The organism is Mesorhizobium sp. CA12 (assembly GCF_020165255.1).
In the GTDB taxonomy this organism is placed as follows: Bacteria; Pseudomonadota; Alphaproteobacteria; order Rhizobiales; family Rhizobiaceae; genus Mesorhizobium.
This window is the reverse complement of sequence record NZ_JAIUHT010000018.1, coordinates 44,203-65,584: the sequence shown is the minus strand read 5'-3', so window position 1 is coordinate 65,584 and position 21,382 is coordinate 44,203. Positions and strand designations below refer to the sequence as shown.

The 21,382-nt window shown below is 64.4% G+C and carries 21 protein-coding genes and 1 tRNA gene; 11 read left to right on the top strand and 11 right to left on the bottom strand.

Annotated elements, in window-relative coordinates; all coding sequences use genetic code 11:
- Positions 1–178: 178 nt before the first annotated feature.
- The gene (locus LB520_RS24560) at positions 179–1,435 is read right to left on the bottom strand and encodes a D-amino acid dehydrogenase (protein WP_224627335.1); all 1,257 of its coding nucleotides are present in this window, start codon (positions 1,433–1,435) and stop codon (positions 179–181) included.
- Positions 1,436–1,538: 103 nt separating this feature from the next.
- Entirely contained in the window at positions 1,539–2,534 is a 996-nt protein-coding gene (gene galE, locus LB520_RS24555) for a UDP-glucose 4-epimerase GalE (RefSeq protein ID WP_095766183.1), read from the bottom strand.
- A gap of 278 nt (positions 2,535–2,812) precedes the next feature.
- Here galE and hemA point away from each other — a divergent pair, with 278 nt between their 5' ends.
- The gene (hemA, locus tag LB520_RS24550) at positions 2,813–4,090 is read left to right on the top strand and encodes a 5-aminolevulinate synthase (RefSeq protein ID WP_140844007.1); all 1,278 of its coding nucleotides are present in this window, start codon (positions 2,813–2,815) and stop codon (positions 4,088–4,090) included.
- An 11-nt stretch (positions 4,091–4,101) separates the two neighbouring features.
- Here hemA and LB520_RS24545 read toward each other — a convergent pair whose 3' ends face one another.
- Together LB520_RS24545 and mscL are read right to left on the bottom strand one after the other, a co-directional pair.
- Entirely contained in the window at positions 4,102–5,268 is a 1,167-nt protein-coding gene (locus LB520_RS24545) for a pyridoxal phosphate-dependent aminotransferase (protein WP_224639678.1), read from the bottom strand.
- A 111-nt stretch (positions 5,269–5,379) separates the two neighbouring features.
- Complete coding sequence (gene mscL, locus LB520_RS24540; protein ID WP_224627333.1) at positions 5,380–5,802, bottom strand: large conductance mechanosensitive channel protein MscL; 423 nt, start codon at positions 5,800–5,802, stop codon at positions 5,380–5,382.
- Between the two features lie 237 nt (positions 5,803–6,039).
- Here mscL and LB520_RS24535 point away from each other — a divergent pair, with 237 nt between their 5' ends.
- Positions 6,040–9,525 carry a PAS-domain containing protein gene (locus LB520_RS24535; protein WP_176476946.1) on the top strand — a complete coding sequence of 1,162 codons (3,486 nt, stop codon included), beginning with the start codon at positions 6,040–6,042 and terminating at the stop codon, positions 9,523–9,525.
- Positions 9,526–9,541: 16 nt separating this feature from the next.
- Here LB520_RS24535 and LB520_RS24530 read toward each other — a convergent pair whose 3' ends face one another.
- Positions 9,542–10,177, bottom strand: coding sequence for a TetR family transcriptional regulator (locus tag LB520_RS24530; RefSeq protein WP_224608724.1), 636 nt, complete (start codon positions 10,175–10,177; stop codon positions 9,542–9,544).
- An 83-nt stretch (positions 10,178–10,260) separates the two neighbouring features.
- On the opposite strand from LB520_RS24530, the gene LB520_RS24525 reads away from it, so the two are divergent.
- On the top strand, positions 10,261–10,917 hold the full coding sequence (locus LB520_RS24525) for an O-methyltransferase (RefSeq protein WP_224639677.1): 657 nt from the start codon (positions 10,261–10,263) through the stop codon (positions 10,915–10,917).
- Positions 10,918–11,034: 117 nt separating this feature from the next.
- The gene (locus tag LB520_RS24520; protein ID WP_224639676.1) at positions 11,035–12,294 is read left to right on the top strand and encodes an MDR family MFS transporter; all 1,260 of its coding nucleotides are present in this window, start codon (positions 11,035–11,037) and stop codon (positions 12,292–12,294) included.
- Positions 12,295–12,391: 97 nt separating this feature from the next.
- On the opposite strand, the gene LB520_RS24515 is transcribed toward LB520_RS24520, so the two are convergent.
- Positions 12,392–13,051: a response regulator transcription factor gene (locus tag LB520_RS24515; protein ID WP_095766186.1), complete on the bottom strand. Its 660-nt coding sequence runs from the start codon at positions 13,049–13,051 to the stop codon at positions 12,392–12,394.
- Between the two features lie 126 nt (positions 13,052–13,177).
- Positions 13,178–13,609, bottom strand: a complete 432-nt coding sequence (locus tag LB520_RS24510) for a hypothetical protein (protein WP_095765880.1) — start codon at positions 13,607–13,609, stop codon at positions 13,178–13,180.
- Positions 13,610–13,721: 112 nt separating this feature from the next.
- Here LB520_RS24510 and LB520_RS24505 point away from each other — a divergent pair, with 112 nt between their 5' ends.
- Positions 13,722–14,069, top strand: coding sequence for a DUF952 domain-containing protein (locus tag LB520_RS24505; RefSeq protein ID WP_224639675.1), 348 nt, complete (start codon positions 13,722–13,724; stop codon positions 14,067–14,069).
- Entirely contained in the window at positions 14,066–15,157 is a 1,092-nt protein-coding gene (locus LB520_RS24500; protein ID WP_224639674.1) for a quinone-dependent dihydroorotate dehydrogenase, read from the top strand. Before LB520_RS24505 ends, LB520_RS24500 begins: the two co-directional genes overlap by 4 nt.
- On the opposite strand, the gene LB520_RS24495 is transcribed toward LB520_RS24500, so the two are convergent.
- Complete coding sequence (locus LB520_RS24495; protein WP_224639673.1) at positions 15,150–16,484, bottom strand: MATE family efflux transporter; 1,335 nt, start codon at positions 16,482–16,484, stop codon at positions 15,150–15,152. The two genes, LB520_RS24500 and LB520_RS24495, sit on opposite strands and share 8 nt — an antisense overlap.
- A 123-nt stretch (positions 16,485–16,607) precedes the next feature.
- Between LB520_RS24495 and LB520_RS24490 the strand changes: the two genes are divergently transcribed.
- Positions 16,608–17,510, top strand: a complete 903-nt coding sequence (locus LB520_RS24490) for a histone deacetylase (RefSeq protein WP_224639672.1) — start codon at positions 16,608–16,610, stop codon at positions 17,508–17,510.
- 12 nt (positions 17,511–17,522) lie between these two features.
- Here LB520_RS24490 and LB520_RS24485 read toward each other — a convergent pair whose 3' ends face one another.
- Positions 17,523–17,792: a DUF6460 domain-containing protein gene (locus LB520_RS24485; protein ID WP_181166832.1), complete on the bottom strand. Its 270-nt coding sequence runs from the start codon at positions 17,790–17,792 to the stop codon at positions 17,523–17,525.
- Positions 17,793–17,931: 139 nt separating this feature from the next.
- On the opposite strand from LB520_RS24485, the gene LB520_RS24480 reads away from it, so the two are divergent.
- A tRNA-Gly gene (locus LB520_RS24480) sits at positions 17,932–18,005 on the top strand.
- Between the two features lie 102 nt (positions 18,006–18,107).
- Here LB520_RS24480 and LB520_RS24475 read toward each other — a convergent pair.
- Positions 18,108–18,728 (bottom strand): HEPN domain-containing protein, encoded by a 621-nt coding sequence (locus LB520_RS24475; protein WP_224639671.1) that lies wholly within the window; start codon positions 18,726–18,728, stop codon positions 18,108–18,110.
- An 18-nt stretch (positions 18,729–18,746) separates the two neighbouring features.
- Positions 18,747–19,874, bottom strand: a complete 1,128-nt coding sequence (locus tag LB520_RS24470; RefSeq protein WP_224639670.1) for an acyltransferase family protein — start codon at positions 19,872–19,874, stop codon at positions 18,747–18,749.
- Between the two features lie 477 nt (positions 19,875–20,351).
- Between LB520_RS24470 and LB520_RS24465 the strand changes: the two genes are divergently transcribed.
- The 3 genes from LB520_RS24465 to LB520_RS24455 all read left to right on the top strand — a co-directional run bounded on the left by LB520_RS24465 (position 20,352) and on the right by LB520_RS24455 (position 21,371).
- Positions 20,352–20,708, top strand: a complete 357-nt coding sequence (locus LB520_RS24465) for a peptidoglycan-binding domain-containing protein (protein ID WP_140843985.1) — start codon at positions 20,352–20,354, stop codon at positions 20,706–20,708.
- A gap of 4 nt (positions 20,709–20,712) precedes the next feature.
- Positions 20,713–21,069, top strand: a complete 357-nt coding sequence (locus LB520_RS24460; protein ID WP_224639669.1) for a hypothetical protein — start codon at positions 20,713–20,715, stop codon at positions 21,067–21,069.
- Between the two features lie 104 nt (positions 21,070–21,173).
- Entirely contained in the window at positions 21,174–21,371 is a 198-nt protein-coding gene (locus tag LB520_RS24455; RefSeq protein ID WP_224639668.1) for a hypothetical protein, read from the top strand.
- Positions 21,372–21,382: the final 11 nt, after the last annotated feature.

The following is a 21,382-nucleotide window of genomic DNA, read 5'->3' as shown; positions in this document are numbered from 1 at the left end:
CATTGCCCAGCCGGGCATTTCTCCCCGTAAGTGACGGGGCCGTCACCGGCGATTTCGCCAATTTTCAACGCCGCGGAAATGCGTGTCGGCATGGCCACAGCTCTCTTCTCCCCGTTCAACGGGGAGAAGATGCCGGCAGGCGGATGAGGGGCAGCGCCGATCTCGGCAATTAAAGCCTTCAGCGCGCCATCCCGTAAAGCAGTCCCCGCGGATCGATCTGCGGCTTTCTGCCGGCGACGACATCGGCCACGAACTGCCCCGAGCCGCAGGCCATGGTCCAGCCGACATGGCCATGGCCGGTGTCGAGGTAGAGATTGCGGTATTTCGCCCGGCCGATGACCGGCACCGAATTCGGCATCATCGGCCGCAGGCCGGCCCAGAGCACGGCCTTCTTCTCGTCGAAGGCGCCGGGAAAAAGATCCTTGCCGGTTTCGAGGATGGTCCGGAAATCGCCCGGCTTGAAGCTACGGTCGAAGCCGGTGAACTCGGCCGTAGAGGACATGCGCAGGCGATTGCCGAGCCTGGAATAGCCGATCAGGCGGTCCTCGTCGGCGCCGCCCATGGTCGGCCCCTTGCTCTCGTCCTCGAGCGGGATGGTCGCGGTGTAACCCTTCACCGGGTAGACCGGCAGGTCGATACCGTAGCGGCGGCCGAGCAGGCCGCTTTCCGGTCCCATAGAGATGACGACGGCATCGCCGGTGACCGGTCCTGCCGAGGTCATCACCGCGCGCACCCGATCTCCCTCGATGTCGAGGTCCTCAACCGTCGTGCCGAACAGGAATTTCACGCCGAGCTTCTCGGCGGCATAGGCGGCGAGCCGGTCGGTGAACTGCTTGGAATCGCCGGTCTGGTCGATCGGCGAATAGATGCCGCCGGCGATCTTTTCCTTCACGCCGGCAAGACCAGGCTCCAGCTCGACCAGACGCTCGCGGTCGACGATCTCGATCGGCAGGCCGTGCTCGCCCAGATAGCGGTAATGGTCGGTGCCGGTGTCCAGGCTCTTTTGCGAGCGAAAGAAGTAGAGAATGCCCTTCTTGCGCTCGTCATAATGGATGCCGGTTTCCTCCGACAATTGATTGATGCACTCGCGAGAATGGAGCGCGAGCCTCAACTTGACGTCGGTGTTGGCGCGCAGCCGGGTCACCGTGCATTCGCGCAGGAAGCGCAGGCTCCAGGCATAGAAATAGGGATCGAGGCGCAGCCTGACCTTGATGCCGAGATCGTGGTTCCAGAGCGCGCGCAGGAAGGTCTTCAGCGCCGCGGGCGAAGCCCAGGCGGTGGCGTCGCCCGGCGAGACCAGGCCGGCATTCGACTGGCTAGTGCCGCGCGCCACCGCTTCATGGCGCTCGATCACCGTCACCTCGTGACCGTCCCTTGCCAGATAATAGGCGGCCGCCGTGCCAACCACGCCGGCGCCGAGAACCAAGACCTTCATGCCGTTCCCTCAAGCATCATCGCAGCGGCGGGCCCGCGCGCCGCCGCTGCATGAGGCTCAATACCGCGTCTATAGGCGCCCCGCGAGCCCTTGGCCCAACAGATCAGTTTCGAACGGAGTTCTTGGTCGTCAGGATCCGTTCCCAGGCCAGCGCGTCGTTGACGATCAGGTCGAGATCGTCGCGCTGCGGCGTCCAGCCGAATTCCTTGCGGGCAAGCTCGGAATTGGCGACCACGGCTGCGGCGTCGCCCGGCCGGCGGTCCCCCATGCGCACGTCGAAGTCATGGCCGAAGGCGCGGCGCACGCTGTCGATCACCTCCAGCACCGAATAGCCGTGGCTGTAGCCGCAATTGGCGACGAGACTGCCGCCGCCATCACGCAGCCGCTGCAGCGCCAACCGGTGCGCGGCAGCGAGATCGCTGACATGGATGTAGTCGCGCATGCAGGTGCCGTCCGGCGTCGCATAATCGGTGCCGAAGACCTGCATGAAGGGCCGCTTGCCGAGCGCGGTCTCGCAGGCGACCTTGATGAGATGCGTGGCGCCGGGCGTCGATTGTCCGGTCCGGCCCTTCGGATCGGCGCCGGCGACATTGAAATAGCGTAGCGCCGTATAGCGGATGTCGTGCGCCAACGCTGCATCGCGCAGCATCCATTCGCTCATCAGCTTGGAAAGGCCGTAAGGCGATTCCGGCGCAAGGCGGGCATCCTCGCGCACCGGCTCCAGCCCGGCGCCGCCATAGACGGCGGCGGTGGAGGAGAAGATGAAATGCGGCACGCCCTCGCGCACGGCCGTTTCGATCAGCGTGCGGGTCTTGCAGGTGTTGTTTTCGTAATAGCCAAGTGGGTCGGCGACCGATTCCGGCACCACGATCGAGCCGGCGAAGTGGATGATGGCGTCGACCTTGTTGTCGCGGATGATCCGGCCGACCAGATCACGATCGGCGACATCGCCGACGGTGAGCCTTGCTTCCGGGGCGACCGCCCATTCGAAACCGGTGGAAAGCCGGTCGAGCACCACGACGCTCTCGCCGGCGTCCAGCAGTTCCCAGACCATGTGGCTGCCGATATAACCGGCACCCCCTGTCACCAAAACCGTCATCATCTACCTCGCTGATCAAGATTTATCGGAAACTGTCTCAACAGCCACCGCGCTGGAAAACCCGCCGCAAGCCCACTAGCCTCCCTATGTGTTAAGTCCGTAACAGTTCGTCGCGCCCGAGGCATCGTACTGAAACCAAGTTGCTTCAAACAGCAGGGAATAGGCCACGATCCGGCATCGTTAGGAACAGGGCACGGGCGTGGCATTTTGACCGGTTGGGCGCGGTGGACGCGGCATGGGGCAGTGATTATGATCCGGCCCAAAATTGGGAAGTCGACATGAACTATCAGCGGTTCTTCGAGGATGCGATCGACCAGCTCCACGCCGAGCGTCGCTATCGCGTTTTCGCCGACCTGGAGCGCATCGTGGGCAAGTTCCCGCGCGCCATCTGGCGTTCCAACGGCCGCGCCCAGGAAATCACTGTATGGTGCTCCAACGACTATCTCGGCATGGGCCAGAACGAGGACGTGATTGCCGCCTTCCAGAACGCGGCCGCCAAGATGGGCTCGGGCGCCGGCGGCACCCGCAACATTTCCGGCACCTCCAACCCCCTGGTCGAGCTCGAGCAGGAGCTCGCCGATCTGCATGACAAGGAGGCAGCGCTGGTCTTCACCTCCGGCTTCGTCTCCAACGAGGCCTCGATCTCGACCATCGCCAGGCTCCTGCCCAACTGCCTGATCATCTCGGACGAGCTCAACCATGCCTCGATGATCGAAGGCGTGCGGCGCTCGGGCGCGGAGAAGAAGATCTTCCGCCACAATGACGTCGCGCATCTGGAGAGCCTCTTGCAGGCCGCGGGGCGCGAGCGCGCCAAGCTGATCGTCTTCGAAAGCGTCTATTCGATGGACGGCGACATCGCGCCGATCAGAGAGATCGTCGAGCTCGCCGAACGCTACAACGCCATGACCTATATCGACGAGGTCCATGCCGTAGGCATGTACGGACCGCGCGGCGGTGGCATCACCGAACGCGAAGGCTTGGCCGACCGCATCGACATCATCGAGGGCACTTTGGCCAAGGCCTTCGGCACGCTTGGCGGCTACATCGCCGGCACCAGCGCCGTCATCGATGCGGTGCGCTCCTATGCGCCGGGCTTCATCTTCACCACCGCGCTGCCGCCGGCGATCGCCGCCGCCGCCACCACCTCGATCCGGCATCTCAAGCGCTCGCAGACCGAGCGCGACGCGCAGCAGCGCCAGGCGGCCAGAACCAAGCAGGTGCTTGCCGCGGCCGGGCTGCCGGTGATGGAATCGGCCACGCATATCGTGCCGGTGCTGGTCGGCGACCCCGAGCTTTGCAAGATGGCCAGCGACCGGCTGCTTGGCGTGCACGGCGTCTACATCCAGCCGATCAACTATCCGACGGTGCCGCGCGGCACCGAGCGGCTGCGCATCACGCCGACGCCATTCCATTCGGACGCGCTGATCGCCGAGCTGCAGGACGCGCTGGTCGAGACCTGGGATGCGCTGGGCATTCCCTATGCCAGCTCCGGCCGTCCCGCCGTCGCCAAGAGCGACCGGATCATTCCGCTGCTGGTGCCGAAGTCGGGCGGCTGAAGCCGCCTCTCTCACACCGTCTTCATCCACCTCGCCAGGCGATGCGCCGCTTCCTCGAGCTGATCGAGGCGGCGGTGGAAGCATAGTCTGAGGAAGGCTTCGCCGCCGGGGCCGAAGGCGGTGCCAGGCGCCAGGCCGACATTGGCGTTATCGACGATGTCGAAGGCGGCGGTTCGGGAATCGCTGATGCCGTCGACCCTGAAGAACAGATAGAACGCGCCCTGCGGCACGGTGAAACGCGCCTTGCCGGTCGCGCCGAGTATGTCGCAGACGAGATCGCGAGCGGCGCGTGCACGCTCCACTTGTTCGGTGATGAAGCCGTCGCCCTCGTCGAGGGCAGCAACCGCGCCGCGCTGCATGAACTGGGCGACGCCCGAGGTCGAGTACTGGATCAGGTTTTCGAACACCTGCTGCAAGGCTGGATGGGTCTTGATCCAGCCGACACGCCAACCCGTCATCGCCCAGTTCTTGGAGAAACTGTTAACGAACAGGATATGGTCGTCGGCCGTGGCGACGTCGAGGAAGGACGGCGCGCGGCCATGGCCGTAGTGGAACAGCGAATAGATCTCGTCGGCAATGATCCACAGGCCCTTTTGGCGGGCGAGATCGAGGATTGCCTGCAGCGTCTGCCTGTCGGCGGTCCAGCCGGTCGGGTTGGACGGCGTGTTGATGAACAACAGCTTCGTGAGCGGCGTGATCGCGGAGGCGATCTTTTCGACATCGCAGGACCAGCCATTGCCGGACTGGTCGAGGGTGACCGGCACCGGAACGGCGCCCGCCACGCCGGCGGCCGCGGCGAAATTCGGCCAAGCCGGCGAGAGGTAGATCACCTCGTCGCCGCTGCCGGCGATCGCGTCGATGGCCAGTTGGATGGCGTGCATGCCGGATCCGGTGACGATGAACTCCTCCTCGGCGAAGGTCTTGCCAAAATGCCTGGCGTAGTAGCGGGCGAGCGCCTGCCTGAGCTCGGGAATGCCCTTCTGCCAGGTGTAGAACGTCTCGCCATCGGCCAGTCCCTTGGCGGCGGCATCGCTGATGAAGGCCGGCGTGGGCAGATCGCCCTCGCCAGCCCAGAGCGGGATCAGGCCTTCGCGCAGGCGGCCATGATTGACGACAGCGACGATGCCGCTTTCGGGCGCCGCGCGGGCTTCGGCGCGCAAGGTCTCGATCAGGGTCATGCAAGAATCCGTCCGTTTTTTCGCGACTGCTAGCCTCTTTTACGACAGCCGCAAACAGAAAACCCCGGCCGCAAGCGGCCGGGGTTTTGGTCCAGGGCGCCCGTTGAGGAGTTACCTTCTCGCCAGCAGGTCGCGGATCTCAGTCAGAAGCTGTACGTCGGCGGGCGGCGGTGCCGCGGCAGCAGCCGGCTTCTCGCGCTCCAGCCGCCTGCGCAGATTGTTCACCGCCTTGACCATCAGGAAGATGATGAAGGCAAGAATCAGGAAATTCAGCACGACCGTGATGAAGCTGCCATAGGCGAAGACGGCGCCTTCTTTCTTGGCATCGGCCAGCGTGGCCGAATGGACGTTCGATGACAACCCGAAGAAGTAGTTGTTGAAGTCCAGCCCGCCGAAAATCGCGCCGATGATCGGCATGATGATGTCGTTGACGAGCGAGTCGACGATCTTGCCGAAGGCGGCGCCGATGATGACGCCGACGGCTAAGTCCATCACATTGCCCTTGGAAATGAATTCCTGGAATTCTTTCAGCATTCGGCCCTCCTTGCCATGACCGGCCGTGCAGCCGCCCCGGCTCTCCGGCACCGATCCGAAGCCACAATAACAAAAACCCCCGGTTGAAAAACCGGAAAAAAGGGCGAAGACACCGGTTTGTGCTTACCTGCCTCGTCAGCCGCATATGCGCCAAAAGCCGCGATGGACTTGGGCTCCAAGCTGTGGTTGCGTCTTAACGACCGGATGAGGAAACCGGCCAGGGAGGAAGTGCGGACCGTGCAAGGCTGGTTCGTCGTCATCATCGCGATCGCCTATGTGACGCTGCTTTTCGCCATCGCCAGCGTCGGCGACCGGCGCTCGGTGGCAGCCGGGCTCGGCCGGGCGCGGCCTTTCATCTACGCGCTCAGCCTCGCCATCTACTGCACTTCCTGGACTTTCTTCGGCTCGGTCGGCCTTTCCTCCGAGCGCGGCCTCGAATTCCTCGGCATCTATACCGGTCCAGTGCTGGTCTTCGTATTCGGCTTCCCGCTGCTCAACCGCATGATCCGGCTGGCAAAAAGCGAGAAGATCACCTCGATCGCGGACTTCCTCGGAGCCCGCTACGGCAAGAGCTTCACCGTCGCGGCGATCGCGACGCTGATCGCGACCATCGGCGCGGTGCCCTACATTGCGCTGCAGCTCAAGGCGATCTCGGGTTCCGTCAGCCTGATGGTCGAGCACTATACGGGCTCGCCCCCCTCTTTCGATCCGTTCGTCAGCGATATCTCGCTGGTGGTGGCGATGCTTTTGGCGCTGTTCGCGGTGCTGTTCGGCACCCGCCATGCCGATGCCACGGAACATCAGGACGGACTGGTTCTGGCGGTGGCGGTCGAGACCGTGGTCAAGCTCGCCGCCTTTCTCGCCATCGGCCTGATGGTGATGTTCCTGATCTTCGGCGGGCCCGGCGACATGTTCGCCAGGCTTGCCGGAAACAGCCAGGTTCGCCAGGCGATGAGCTACAGCACCTCGCTCGCCACCTGGCTGGTGCTGACCGGCCTGAGCGGCTTTGCCGTGCTGATGCTGCCGCGGCAGTTCTACGTCACCATCGTCGAGAACCGCAGCGAGGCGGAACTGCGCACGGCGACCTGGGTGTTCCCGCTCTACCTCGTGGCGATCAACCTTTTCGTGCTGCCGATCGCCTTTGCCGGCCTGTCGCTGGTCGGCGGCAAGACCAGCAGCGACCTCTATGTCTTGTCGCTGCCGCTGTTCAGCGGCCATGACGTGCTGGCCATGGCCGCCTTCGTCGGCGGACTGTCGGCGGCGACCGCGATGGTGATCGTCGAGAGCGTCGCGCTATCGATCATGATCTCCAACGATCTCGTCATCCCGCTGTTCGTGCGCCGCGTGCTCAAGACGAGTTCTTCGGAGAACGAGGACTGGTCGACGCTGATCCTCAATGTGCGCCGCGCCTCGATCTTCATAATGCTGTTCATCGCCTTCCTCTATTATCGCGAGAGCACCAATAGCGCGCGGCTGTCCTCGATCGGGCTGATGTCGTTTGCCGCGATTGCCCAATTCGCGCCGGCGCTGGTCGGCGGGCTGATCTGGCGCCGCGCCAACGGCCGGGGCGCAGCCCTCGGCATGGTCGCCGGCATCGCCGTCTGGGGTTACACGCTGCTCCTGCCTTCACTCGTCGCCCCCTCTACCGATATCGTCGTCCACGGGCTGTTCGGCTTCGAGGCGCTGAGGCCGCAGGCGCTGTTCGGCACCGTCGGCGAGCCGCTGAATCATGGCGTGCTGTGGAGCCTCTCGGTCAATGCGCTGTTTTTCGTCCTCGGCTCCCTCTCCCGCGCGTCCGTGCCGCTGGAGCGCATCCAGGCGGCGATCTTCGTGCCGCGCGAGGCAGGCCCGATGCCCAGCCTGCGCCGCTTCCGCACCGCCGTCACCGTCAACGACCTGAAGGATACGATTTCACGTTATCTCGGTGTCGAGCGCACGGAGCGCTCGTTCCAATCCTTCGAGAGGGACGCGAAAGTCTCTCTGCACGGCACCGAACAAGCCAGCATGGATGTTATCCGCTTCTCTGAGCAATTGCTGGCGAGCGCCGTCGGCTCGTCCTCGGCGCGGCTGATCCTGTCGCTGCTCTTTCGCCGCAACGATCGCGACTCAAAGGATGCCTTCAAGCTGCTCGACGACGCCACCGAGGCGCTGCAGCACAATCGCGACCTTTTGCAGATCGCGCTCGACCAGATGGAGCAAGGCATCACTGTCTTCGATCGCGATTTCCGACTGATCTGCTGGAACCGGCAATACCGGCTGCTGTTCGACCTGCCGGACGAGATGGGCCAGGTCGGCGTCTCGCTCGACCGGATCCTCCATCATCTCGCCGAGCGCGGCGATATTCCCGCCGACCAGCGCGTGACGATGCTCAACCGGCTGACCAGTTTCGCTGGCCCGTGGCAGATGGAGCTCAAGACCAGCGGCCGCATCCTGGAGCTGCGCTCCAACCCGATGCCCGACGGCGGCATCGTCGCCACCTATGCCGACATCTCCGGCCGCGTCGAGCAGGACCTGGCGCTGAAGCGGGCCAATGAATCGCTGGAGCAACGGGTCAAGACCCGCACCGTCGAGCTCACCCGCGTCAACGAGGAACTGGCGCAGGCGCAGATGCTGGCCGAGGAGGCAAACCTCGGCAAGACGCGCTTCCTCGCCGCCGCCGGCCATGACATCCTGCAGCCGCTCAACGCCGCCCGCCTCTATTGCTCGTCGCTGATCGAGAAGGCGGGCAAGGGACCGGCCGGCAAGGCCGCGATGAACATCGAATCCTCGCTGGAATCGGTCGAGACCATCCTCGGCGCGGTGCTCGACATCTCGCGGCTCGATGCCGGTGCGATGAAGCCGGACAATACCGCTTTTAACCTGGGCGGACTGCTCGGTCAGATCGGCAACGATTTTCGCCCGTTTGCCGCCGAAAAGAAGCTCGATCTGAAGATCATCCCATCCTCGCTCGGCGTCATGACCGACCGGAACCTGTTGCGCCGGCTGATCCAGAATCTCGTTTCCAACGCCATCAAATACACGCGCCAGGGGCGCATTCTGGTTGGGGTGCGGCGACGCGGCGAGCTGGCCGAGATCCAGGTGATCGACACCGGCATCGGCATTGCCGGCGACAAGCTCAGCACAGTCTTCCACGAGTTCACGCGCCTCGACGAGGGCGCGCGCGAGGCCGAAGGCCTTGGCCTGGGGCTCTCCATCGTCGACCGCATTGCCAGGGTGCTGAGGCTCGAAATCCGCATCTACTCCAACCCCGGCAAGGGCACGCGCTTTTCCGTGATTCTGCCGGTCGCGGCGGTCGCCGCGCCGCCGCGCGAGGCCGGCAAGGCGCCGGCCCGCTCCGCCTCGACGCTTGCCGGGCTCAATGTGCTGTGCATCGACAATGACGCGCGCATCCTCGACGGCATGCGGCTGCTGCTCGAAGGCTGGGGATGCCGTGTCGAGACGGCTTCGGGATCAGGCGATCTCCTGAAGCCCGGCGCGCCGAAGCCGGACCTCGTGCTAGCGGACTATCATCTCGACGGTGGCACCGGGCTCGATGCGGTCGCCACGCTGCGCGCCGCCTACGGGCAGGACCTGCCCTGCGTGCTGGTCACCGCCGACCGCTCCAGCGAGGTGCGCGCGGCTGCCGGCCGGCTCGACATTCCGGTGATCAACAAGCCGCTGAAGCCGGCCGTGCTGCGCTCGATGATGGCGCGCGTCAGGCCGCTGGCGCCGGCCGCCGAATAGAGACAAAGCACTGCTATCAGCCGCGATGCCCGAGGCTTCGGAGATAGGCGCAGAACATGTCGGCCAGCGCATCGGAATAGGCTTCGATCTCATCGGCCGTTCGCTCCTTTTCCGAGAAATCCGCCCCCACAGCGCTCAGCGTCTTGATGATCAGGTCGCCGGCCAGGGCGCGGCCGCTATCCGGCGCGTCAGGAAGCGTCTCGCGCATGAAGGTCTCGACGGTCCGGCTCGCCGCCGCCCTCGCCTCCTCAGCCTCCGGCGCATCCCGATAGAGCGGCGCGGCGTCGTTCAGCGCGCCGCGCACCGCCGCCTCCTCGCATTCGGAGCGGATGAAGGCGTGGACCAGCGTTCTTGTCCGCTCGAGCGGTGATAGCCCGGTATTTTCGAGAATGCCGCACAAAAGCTCTGTCGTCTGGCGCCATTCGTCACTCTGCAACCTGAACAGCAGGGCCGCCTTGTTCGGGAAATACTGGTAGAGCGAACCGACGCTGACGCCCGCCCTTTCGGCAACGCGCGTGGTGGTGAAACGCTGCGCGCCTTCAGCAGCCAAAACCTGAGCAGCCGCCTCTAAAATCGCCGCGACCAGCTCCGTGGCGCGCGCCTGTTTGGGCTGTTTTCGGGTGGAAATTGAAGGGCTTGAGCGTTGGATCATGGTCGCGCGCCGAAATGCGAATTGGAAACCTGAAGGATTATTCGTATTTTTGAAGCAACACAAGAACCCCGCCGGAGACAGCCATGACCACCTTGACCGCAACCCCTTTGGCACCGCTGCTCGCCCGCCTGTTCAAGGAAGCCGACGCGGCGACCAGCCCGGCGATCGCCCAGTACTCGCGCGAGGAACGGACGCGCCTGCTCCACAGCAAGACCGAGTATCGCCAGTTCTACGGCAGGCTGAAGGACCTGTGGCTTGCGGTCTCGCCGGAGACCGGCACGCTGCTCTACATGCTGGCGCGCAGCACCGGCGCGCGCATCATCGTCGAATTCGGCACATCGTTCGGCATCTCGACGCTCTATCTTGCCGCGGCGCTGCGCGACAATGGCGGCGGCCGGCTGATCACGACGGAATTCGAGCCGTCGAAGGTAACCCGGGCCAAGGCCAATCTCACCGAAGGCGGCCTCATCGACCTGGTGGAGATCCGCGAGGGCGACGCGCTGGAAACGCTCAGCACCGACCTGCCTGACCGGATAGACCTCCTGCTGCTCGACGGCGCCAAGGCGCTCTATCCAGAGATATTGAGCCTGGTCGAGAGCCGGCTCAGGCCGGGCGCGCTGGTCATCGCCGACAATGCCGATTTCTCGCCCGACTATCTGGATCGGGTGCGCGCGCCGGCCGGTGGCTATATGTCGACGCCGTTCGGCGACGACGTGGAGCTGTCGATGCGGCTCGGCTAAGGCCTGCTCGAAACTACCCCATGCTGCTTCGGAGGCAGCCGTAGGCGTTTACGTCAACCAACGCGCAATCCCGGCTTTCTGGCTCCGGCCTTCGGCCTTTGACGCGTAGGTGACATCATGACCCTCCTCCCATCGTCCTGGCGCGGGCTGCCGCGCCCGGCTCTGCTCGGCCTGTTCCTGTTCTTCTGCGCCGGTTTCGCCGACGGCGCGCTGGTGCCCTTCTTTCCGCTCTGGGCGAGCGGCGAGGCGAACATTCCGATCGGCGCGATCGGGCTTTTGTTTGCCTGCTATGCCGGCGGCGAATTGATCGCCGCGCCGCTGATCGGCGGCATCGCCGACCGGGTCGGCCGGCGGCCGGTGCTGATCCTGTCCTCGCTCGGCGTCGGCTGCGGCTTCGTCGCGCTGTTCTTCGCCCATGGCGTCGCCGCCACCGCGGCCGTGCTGCTTTTGACCGGCATATGCGAGTCGGTGCTTCACCCGACCATCCTCACGGCAATCGCCGATGTGACGGAGCCGTCGGCGCATCCGCGCTGGTTCGGCATGGCGCGCGTCAGCTCGAGCGCCGGACAGATCCTCGGCCCGGCCTGCGGCGCGCTGCTGGCGCTCGTTTCGCTTGGCAGCGTGTTCCTGGCCGGCGGCGGTATGCTGCTCTTCGGCGGCATCGTCATGCTTGCCGCATTCGCCGAGACGCGCGGCCATGCCGCAGCCGACCATGGGGAAACGGAGGAAGAGGAAGGCCTGTCGGCGCTGCTGCCGGCCTTCCACGACGGCCGCCTGGCAAAGCTGCTCGCCTGGGTCGTGCTGTTCGAGATTTCCGGCAACTGGATCGAAGCGGTCATCCCGCTCTATGCGCAGGATGCCGGCACGCTCACCCCGTCCGGTGTCGGCGCGCTGTTTGCCTATGCGGCCGCCCTGACGGTCGGTTTGCAGATGCTGGTCAGCCGCTTTGCCGAGACGCGATCAGCGCTTTGGCTGGCAGCCGGCGCCGGCATCTCGACGATCGCCGCCTTTGCCCTGCTGGCGACCTCGCCGGCGATACTTTCGCTGGTCGCCGCAGTCAGCTTCTGCTCGGTGGGACAGATGCTGGTCGGGCCGCTCGTGCCGACCGCCGTCAACGCGCTCGCGCCATCGCCGCGACGCGCTTCCTATATGGCCGCCTCGTCTGTGGCGGTCGACCTCAAGGACTCGCTCGGACCGTCGATCGGTACGGCGCTCTATGCGCTCGCGCCGCGCCTGCCCTGGATCGCCGGCATTCCACTGGTGGCGATCGCTTCGCTGGGCCTCGGCGCCGCGATCGGGCGGGCGCGGAATCCTTCAGGCCCGACCGAGGATGATGCCGCGTCGCAGTTGGGCTCCGCCGTCGAAAACTATCGCTGACGGGCGCAGCCATCGACCCGACGCGAGGCGACCGCATGATCGATCAGCGCTGGTCGGGTTCGGTTAGGGTGAAAAGCTTCGCCTGAGGTGCCTGCGATCAGCCGACCGGCTGCAGCGGGTCGCCGCCGATCTTCGACAGCTGGATGACCGCCTGGGTGCGGCTGTCGACGCCGAGCTTCTGCAGGATGGCCGAGACATGCGCCTTGATAGTGGCCTCGGAGACGCCGAGCTCATAGGCGATCTGCTTGTTGAGCAGGCCCTCCGCCAGCATGCCGAGCACCCGCGTCTGCTGCGGCGTCAGCGCCTGGAGCCGCTTGATCAGGTCGGAGATTTCCGGGTCGCGCTCGACGCCGAGCTCAATGCCGGCCGGCGCGGCAATGTCGCCGGCAAGCACCGCCTGCACGGCGCCGCGTATCTCGTCCATGCTGGCCGATTTGGAGATGAAGCCGGAAGCGCCGAGATCGAGCGCGCGGCGGATGGTGACGGGATCGTCATGCGCCGATACCACCACCAGCGGCACCGCCGGATGGATACCGCGCAGCGAGATCAGGCCGGAGAGGCCGCTGGCGCCCGGCATCGACAGGTCAAGCAGCACCATATCGATATCTTCATTGGCAAGCACCAGCGCCTTGGCGCTTTCGAAATCGCCGGCCTCGTGGATGGCGGCAACGTCGCCGATGCCGGCAAGCGCCTCCTTCAGCGCGCCGCGAAAAAGCGGATGGTCGTCGGCAATGACGAAAGTGTGGCCCGACGGCAAATAGTCCTCCCCCGATCCCATCATCATTGTGTGCTTCTTGCGGGGACGGAATGATTATGCGGCGACGCGGCGCGTTTTCAAGCGGCAAAGGCCGCGCGCGGGGTTTTCCCCAAGGCGGCTTTGCAATCAGGTCTTCTGCTGGTTCAGCTTGCCGTCGCCATCTTCCTTGTCCAGGTCCTTGACGATGTCCTTGAAGGTCCGGAAGAAGCGCTCCATATAGCCCATCGTCTTGTTGAAATCCTCTTCGCTCGGCAGTTGCGATTCCAGCCGGGCCGAGAGCGAATTCTCGAGCTTGGCGACGCGCGCGTCGAGCGCCTTGACCGAATTGTCCAGCCGGTCGATCTCGTCCTGGTAGGCGGCCCGCTCGTCGGCGGCCATCTTGCAGACGAGCTGGCCTGAGCGCTCCTCGCAGACAGACATGGCGCCGGTCCTTGTGTCCATGCGGACATAGCCGTTGGCCGACTTCTCCAAACGGTAGTGGTCGGTTTCCTCGGAATAGGCGGATGCGGCAACCAGCGAGCAAAGCGCCGCGGGGATCACGATGTGCTGCAGACGCATGTTGTTCCTCCATGAGCCAGTGAAGGCGGGCTATCACAGGTTTGCGCCGGAAATGGGGAAGAGTCGAGCTTCGAGCCTTCCCCGCACCTTCGGTTCGGACTATAGCGCGACAATGTCTCAGATTATCTACAAGATCGCGCCCGAGGCGCTTTGGCGCGAAGCCGAGAAGAACGGGCGCTTCGCCGGCGCGCCGGTCGACATCGCCGACGGCTTCATCCATTTCTCCACCGCCGGCCAGGTTCGCGAAACGGCGGCAAAGCACTTCGCCGAGCAGACGGACCTGCTGCTGATCGCGATCGACGCTGCAAGGCTGGGTAATGCGCTGAAATACGAGGTCTCGCGCGGTGGCGCCCTGTTCCCGCATCTCTACGCCGAGCTCGACCTTGATGCGGTTCTCTGGGTGAAACCGCTGCCGCTCGGCGCCGGCGGCCACGAATTCCCGACGCTGGAGGGCGAATGAGCGTGCTCGACCGGATCGGCCAGAAGCTGCTTTTCTCCTTCGATCCGGAAACCGCGCATGGCCTGTCGATCGCGGCGCTGCGCTGCGGGCTGCCAGTCGGCGCGACGGCGCCGCGGCGCCCGACGCATGACGCGCGGCTCAAGATCAGCCTTTGCGGCCTCGACTTTCCAAACCCGCTCGGCATGGCTGCCGGCTACGACAAGAACGCCGAAGTGCCGGACGCGCTGCTTGGGCTTGGCTTCGGCTTCGCCGAGGCCGGAACCGTCACGCCGCTGCCGCAAGCCGGTAATCCGAAGCCGCGCATCTTCCGGCTGACGGCGGACGAGGCGGTGATCAACCGGCTGGGCTTCAACAATGAAGGCCACGCGGCCGCCGAAAAGCGCCTTGCCGCGCGCAAGGGACGGCCAGGCATCGTCGGCGTCAACATCGGCGCCAACAAGGACAACGCCGACCGCATCGCCGATTATGAGCGCGGCGTCGCCCGCTTCGCGCCCTATGCGAGCTATCTGACAGTCAACATCTCCTCGCCCAACACGCCGGGCCTGCGCAATATGCAGGCGCGCGAGCAGCTCGGCGAGCTGTTGTCACGTGTGATGAAAGCACGTGCCGCGGCCCCCGCGCAGCCGCCGGTCTTCCTCAAGATCGCGCCGGATCTCGTCGAGGCGGAGCTGGAAGACATCGCCGCCGAGATCGCCGAGAAGAAGATCGACGGCGTCATCGTCTCCAACACGACGCTTGCAAGGACGGGATTGCGGAGCGGCGGCGTGGCGAATGAAACCGGCGGTCTTTCAGGGAAACCATTGTTCGAGCGTTCGACCGCGGTTCTCGCCCGTATGCGCAAGCTGCTCGGCCCAAGCATTGCCATCATCGGCGTGGGCGGCGTGGATTCCACCGAAACGGCGCTGGAGAAAATCCGCGCCGGCGCGGATCTCGTCCAGCTCTACACCGGCATGATCTATGCCGGGCCGGCGCTGCCCGGGCGCATCATTGCCGGCATGGCGCGATACGTGGAGCGTGAGCGGCTTGGCTCGATCAGGGATCTGCGCGACTCGGCTTGCGAGCGCTGGGCTTCAAAACCGATCAGCTGAAAGCTGTCTTCACCCTGAGCCTGAGCACCGTCAGCAGGCTCAAGCCGCGCACCAGCAGGAAAACATGCAGCGATGCCCAAAGGCCGCTGTTGCCGAAGGCCGGCGCCAGGGTGATGAGCGCAGCGCTGAAGATGAGGAACGACAACAACATCATGTTACGCATGTCGCGTGACCAGGTGGCGCCGATGAAGACACCGTCCATCTGGAAGGCCAGCACGCCGCTCAGCGCCGTGAAGGCGGCCCAGGGCAGATGGGTGTCGGCGACCGCGCGAACCTCCGGAGACGTCGTCACCAACGCCACCAGACTGGCGCCGGCGGTCAGCAGGATGAGTGTGGCGATACCGGCGAGGCCAAAGCCCCAGATCAGCGTCAGCCGGACTGCCTGCCGGAACGGGGCGGGCGCATGCGCGCCGATGGCTCGGCCGGCAAGCTGCTCGGCGGCGGTGGCGAAGCCGTCGAGGAAATAGCCGGCGATGAGGAAGAAATTCATCAGCACGGCGTTGGCGGCGAGCGTCACCGTGCCGAACTGCGCGCCCTGCCTGGTGAACAGCGCGAAGGCGGCAAGCAGCGAGAAGGAGCGGATCATGATGTCGCGATTGAGCGACAGCATGCGCCGGTAGGCCGGCAAATCGAGGATACGCCGGCGCGACGGCCGTTCCAGCTTGCGGAAACGGCTGAGCACGATGGCAAGACCAAGCAGCATGGCCAGGAACTCGCCGGTGACGGTCGCCCAGGCGACGCCGGCAACGCCCCAGCCGAGCTCGAGACCGAGCAGGAAGCAGAGCAAGATGTTGATGCCGTTGAGCACCGCCTGCAGCATCAGCCCGAGCCCGCCCTCGCCTCGCCCCAGCACGTAGCCCAGTATGGCGTAGTTGATCAGCGAGAAGGGCGCGGCGAGCAGCCTGATGCGGATGTAGACCGACATCGCTTCGCTGACGCGCGGCTCGGCGCCCATGAACCATTGGCCGGCGACGGCAAAGAGCGGCGCTAGGGCGGCAAGTATGACGCCGGCGACGACCGCGATCAGCACGGCGCGCCACAGCACCGCCTGCTCCTCCAGCGCATCGCCGCGCCCGAAGGCCTGGGCGACGAGGCCGGTGGTGCCGGAACGCAGAAAGTTGAAGCTGGTGAAGACGACGTCGAAGACCAGCGATCCCGCCGCCAGGCCGCCAAGCAGGGCCGCGTCGCCGAACTGGCCGACCACCGCCGTGTCGACGATGCCGAGCAGCGGCGTCGTCAGATAGGCAAGCGTCATCGGCACGGCGATCGCCAGCACCGAGCGGTTGGTGACGACGAAAGACCTTGCGTTGGCTTGAGTCGCGTCCAAGGGATTGCTGCCTGTCCGATTCCGGCTTGATCGAGGACCCGATGTGCCCCAGTTTGCCGGCATCACGCAACCATATCCGCCGGACTGCCAACCGAATTGCAAACCTGGCGCAGCCACCAATTCATGCCGCTGCAGATCGTCCATCACCCCGATTATGACGCAGGCTTCGCCGTCAACCATCGCTTTCCGATGAGCAAATATCCGCTGTTGATGGAGGCTTTGCGCCTACGCGGTCTAGCCGTGCACGGCGCGCTTTCGATGCCGGAACCGGCGCCGGCCGCACGCCTGAAGCTGGCGCACGCGGCCGACTATGTCGATCAGGTGATCGCCTGCCAGGTACCGGCGAAAATAGAGCGCGAGATCGGCTTTCCGATCGGTCCGCGCGTGTCATTGAGGGCGCAGCTCGCCACCGCGGGTACGGTGCTGGCTGCCAGGCTGGCGCTTAAACATGGCATTGCCTGCAACGCCGCCGGCGGCAGCCATCATGCCAGGCGCGCGCAAGGCGCCGGCTTCTGCACCTTCAACGATGTCGCCGTCGCCGCGCTGGCGCTGCTGGCCGAAGGCGCCGTCGAAAACGTGCTGGTCGTCGATCTCGACGTGCACCAAGGCGACGGCACGGCCGACATTCTCAAGGACGAGCGGCGTGCCTTCACCTTTTCCATGCATGGCGAGCACAACTACCCGGTGCGAAAGATCGCCTCCGACGTCGACGTCGCCTTGCCGGACGGCACCGGCGACGACGCCTATCTCGAACGGCTCGCCGCCATCCTGCCGGAACTCTCCGGGCAAAGGCATTGGGACATCGTCTTCTACAATGCCGGCGTGGATGTCCATGCCGAAGACAGGCTCGGCCGGCTGGCGCTCACCGACGACGGTCTCAGCGCCCGCGAAGACATGGTCATCGGCCATTTCCGCAAGCAGGGCGTGCCACTGTGCGGCGTCATCGGCGGCGGTTACTCGACCGACGTGCCGGCGCTGGCCGCGCGTCACGCTATCCTGTTCGAGGTGGCGTCGCGATATGCGTGAGGCCGCGGCGAGCTATTTCCTGTAGCTGGCGATCCTGAGCAGGATGAACACCGGCACGACGATCGCGGCGCCGAGCAGGATATAGCCCAGGAAGCGGTCGATGGCGTGGAAGCCGAGATTCCACAGATCGACGAAGAACTGGCGGATGCCGTAAAAGACGTCCATCGGCGACCAGCCGAAGGCATGCATGACCAGGCCGACGAGGAAGGAGACCACGAGCAGCTTCAGGAATACCCTGAGCGGCGTGTCGCCGAGAAAGCGCGTCAGTGCGGACAAGGCCATCCTCCGGTTCGAGCCGCCCGATTCGGGGCGGGGCGATATCAGAGATACGCATTCCGCGGAAAGGCATCAAGCAATGGAGCCGCGGTTCCGCTTTGCCGATTGCTTGCAGCCCGGGCCTCATGTTAACGAGGTGGCCGAAGCGGGTATGATGTAATGGTAGCTTGTCAGCTTCCCAAGCTGAACGCGCGGGTTCGATTCCCGCTACCCGCTCCAGCCTGCAACGAAAGGGTTTGAGGGCAATCTTCTCTTTCTCGTCCTCGACCGGTTTTACAGCCAGTTTTACAGCCTTTGTTCCTGATCTGAACTGATCGGTGATCAGCCTCGGACGAAAGTACCGCTCTTCCGGATCGCATCACCCACCGATTCACGCAGGCTTTGACAGGTCCGATCCATCGCCTTGAGGGTCGGCATCGTGAAATATCCGGTGATGATGTATCGCGATCGAATCACGATATCGGTCTCCGCCATGAACCTTAGGACCTCGACATCTTCGCCGTTTAGAAGCAGACCGAGGGTGGATGCCCGGCCGCTCAGCCGATCAGTTCTGTGGCCGAACTTCTTGCCTGCAAGTTCGGCGACAGACACTCCATGCAGGCGAAGGAAAGCCTTCAGATAGAGCTCGACCGCGTGGTAGTGGAGGAAGTAGACAGGCGAATCCCGGTGGGTCGCCCCGGTGTCTATATCTGCCAGAGCGCGCGCGGCTTTATGGTAGGATACGGCGTAATGGTAAAGGCCCACCGAGGTGGTCCTCTGATCTTCATCGCCCTCTCTGCGGCACCCTGACATGGCATTCTTCCATTGAGGGGGCGCTGAGATGGGCTTCCCCAATGTTCCCCAAAGGGCTTCAGCCTTGATACAGAGCCTGCTGAGGTGCAGCGGGCCGATCCGGATGTCAGGGCACGGCAAGCGCAGATCGAAGCGGACCGACTTGCCCATGGGGAACAGCCACAGGCGTCAGGCTGATCGACCTTCAACTGCTTCAAATCGGCGCTTGTATTGCGCGATCCACTTTTCGAACCCGTAGTAGCTGATCGTTGCCAAGGCGATGGTCATTAGAAGCGCGGTCGCCCACATCGCCCAATAGTCGATTGCATTCTCTTCAGGCTTTATCGTGGTCCAGCCCATCTGGTGTATCATTCTGCCTGGCGCCGAGACGATGCAAAGATAGTGGTAGACGTAGAGGCCGTAGGAGATGCGTCCGAGGAAGCGCATCGGCGCCGACGACAGGAGTGCCGCAAGGACCGGCGCCCGCAACCCGGCATCGACCAGTCCGCCGAACATGATCGCCGCCAGCGGGTAGCTGAAAGCCGAAGCAGTGGCCGACATCCATGGCGGCTGCAGGGACAGGAAGCCGTAGCCGGCAACGGCAGCGCCCGCAAACGAGTAGCCCCAATGCCAACGCGGCCGGACGATGTAGAGTGCCATGCCCATCAGGATACTCTCAGGTCGCAGGAACGGCGTTTCCCAGACCACGAACTGTGGGGGGTTTAGGGCCTGAAAAACTGCACGGGCAGCGAAGCTGTAGATCAGGACTGCCGCCATAGCGCCGAGAAAGACCTTCTTGCCGAACTTTCGATAGGCAAGAAAGACGAACGGGATGAACAGATAGACCTGAAACTCGAATGACAGCGTCCACAGATGCGCGATGTTAGGGATCGACTTGTTGTAGCTCCCGAACCAAGAGATGGCGTTGTCCAGAAACAGCGCCAGCCCGGCAAGCCGATAGTAGCCTAGACCGTCGGCGCTCCCGTAATAGGCCAGCATCGCGATTGGGAACAAGATCATCAGCGGATAGATGCGCAGCAAGCGGCGAACGAAAAAGCGCCTGATGCTGATGGTTCCGGTTTTCAGATATTCAGCGTCGAGCAGGTGGAAGAACAAGAACGACGAGATCAGGAAGAAGAGCTCGACGCCGACCCAGCCGTAGTTGTGCAGCGTATCCAGCACAGCCACGGCCTTAAACTGGGACATGTGGTGAAAAAACACAGCCAGGAAGGCCACGAAACGAAGGCCATCTAAAGGCGCGATATAAAGGCGCCGCGACGCTGTAGCAGCATCTATTAGCTTGTGCTGAATATTCACTTAATGGTTCCACCCGGGGACGAAGCGATCTTCTTACCCGAACTAACCCAGCCGAAACAACCACCAAAGAGGTTCTATTCATGGACAAAACCGTTCCTCCCGGCGCGGCGATGCTGCTTGCCTTCATTGGCAGCATCGAGGCGCCGCACGGCTTCGATACCGTGTATGGCAACAATCAGGCGAAGCTGCCCAAGCCGCTGACCTCGATGACGATCGACGAGGTGATCGCGGCCGGGACGCGCTGGACTAGGTCTTTCGGCAGCTCGGCCGCCGGCTTCCTGCAGTTCATGCGCGCCACCTTGCTGCGCCTGAAGAAGAAGCTCGGCCTCACCGGCAAGGAACTGCTCGACGGGCCGATGCAAATGGCGCTTGGCTATGAGCTGCTGAAGGAGCGTGGCTTCGCAGAGTTCATGGCCGGCACGAAGTCGCGCACTTCGTTCGGCCTTTGGTCTGGCACAGGAATGGGCATCGTTCCCGGTGCTGACGTCGACGGTCAGGGGCACGGGAAAGGACAAGCGCACGCTGAAGCGCGGCCAGAGCTACTATGCCGGCGACGGCTTGAACAAGGCCCTGGTCGCGCCGGACAGGGTCAAGGCGATGCTCGACAAGGTGAAGGCGTCGTCAGCCGCGCAGGCTGCGCCTACTCCCGAGCACGTCGCCGCAGTCGCCGCAATGCCCGATCAGGCCACCGTCGAGCGCGTGCAGCAACAGCTGAAGGATCTCGGCTATACCGAGGTCGGCGCCGTCGACGGCAGGATCGGCACGATGACGGCGACGGCCATCCCGCGCGTTCCGTGCCGACAACGGACTGCCGGCCGGCGACGGTATCGATGACGACATGCTGCTTGCCCTTCAGAAGGCCAAACCGCGCGCGATCGCGCCTGAGCGCGCCAACGCCGCGCCCGAGGTCGTGCGCGACAAGGTGCCGGAGGTCAAGGCGAACTGGCTCACCAAGATGGGCGGCTACATGGTCGGCATTTCCGCTGCCGTCGGCGTCGGCGTCGGCGTCAAGGGCATCCTTGGCAATCTCGACGCTGCCAAGGGCTATGTGGAGCCGCTGACCGCGATCGCCAGCGACGTTCCCGGCTGGGTGTGGCTCGCCGGCATCGCCGGCATTGCAGGCGCCCTGGTGCTCGTCTCGCGCCACGGCGAGGCCAAGGGCGTCGAGGCGTTCCAAACCGAGGCCAGGCGCTGATGCTGGACCCTGCTGACCAAGCTGTTCCAGCAGGCGGGCATGGCGATCGGCGGCTTTGTCGTCGGATTCGCCGCCGGCATCGCCTTCACCTGGTGGGTGTTCCTGTGAGCGCCGTCGTCACGCTTATCGCCGGCGTGGTCGGCGGCAACAGGCTGCTTGCCGGCGTCATCGCCTGGGCAATCATTGCGCTCGCCGTCTCGGGCGGGGTCGTCACCGTCTACGAGGTCATCAAATACCGCGGCGGAAGAGGTGCGCGCCAGAATAGAAAAGGACAATCTAGATGCGATTCACAAAGGCATTGAAGCCAGCTGTT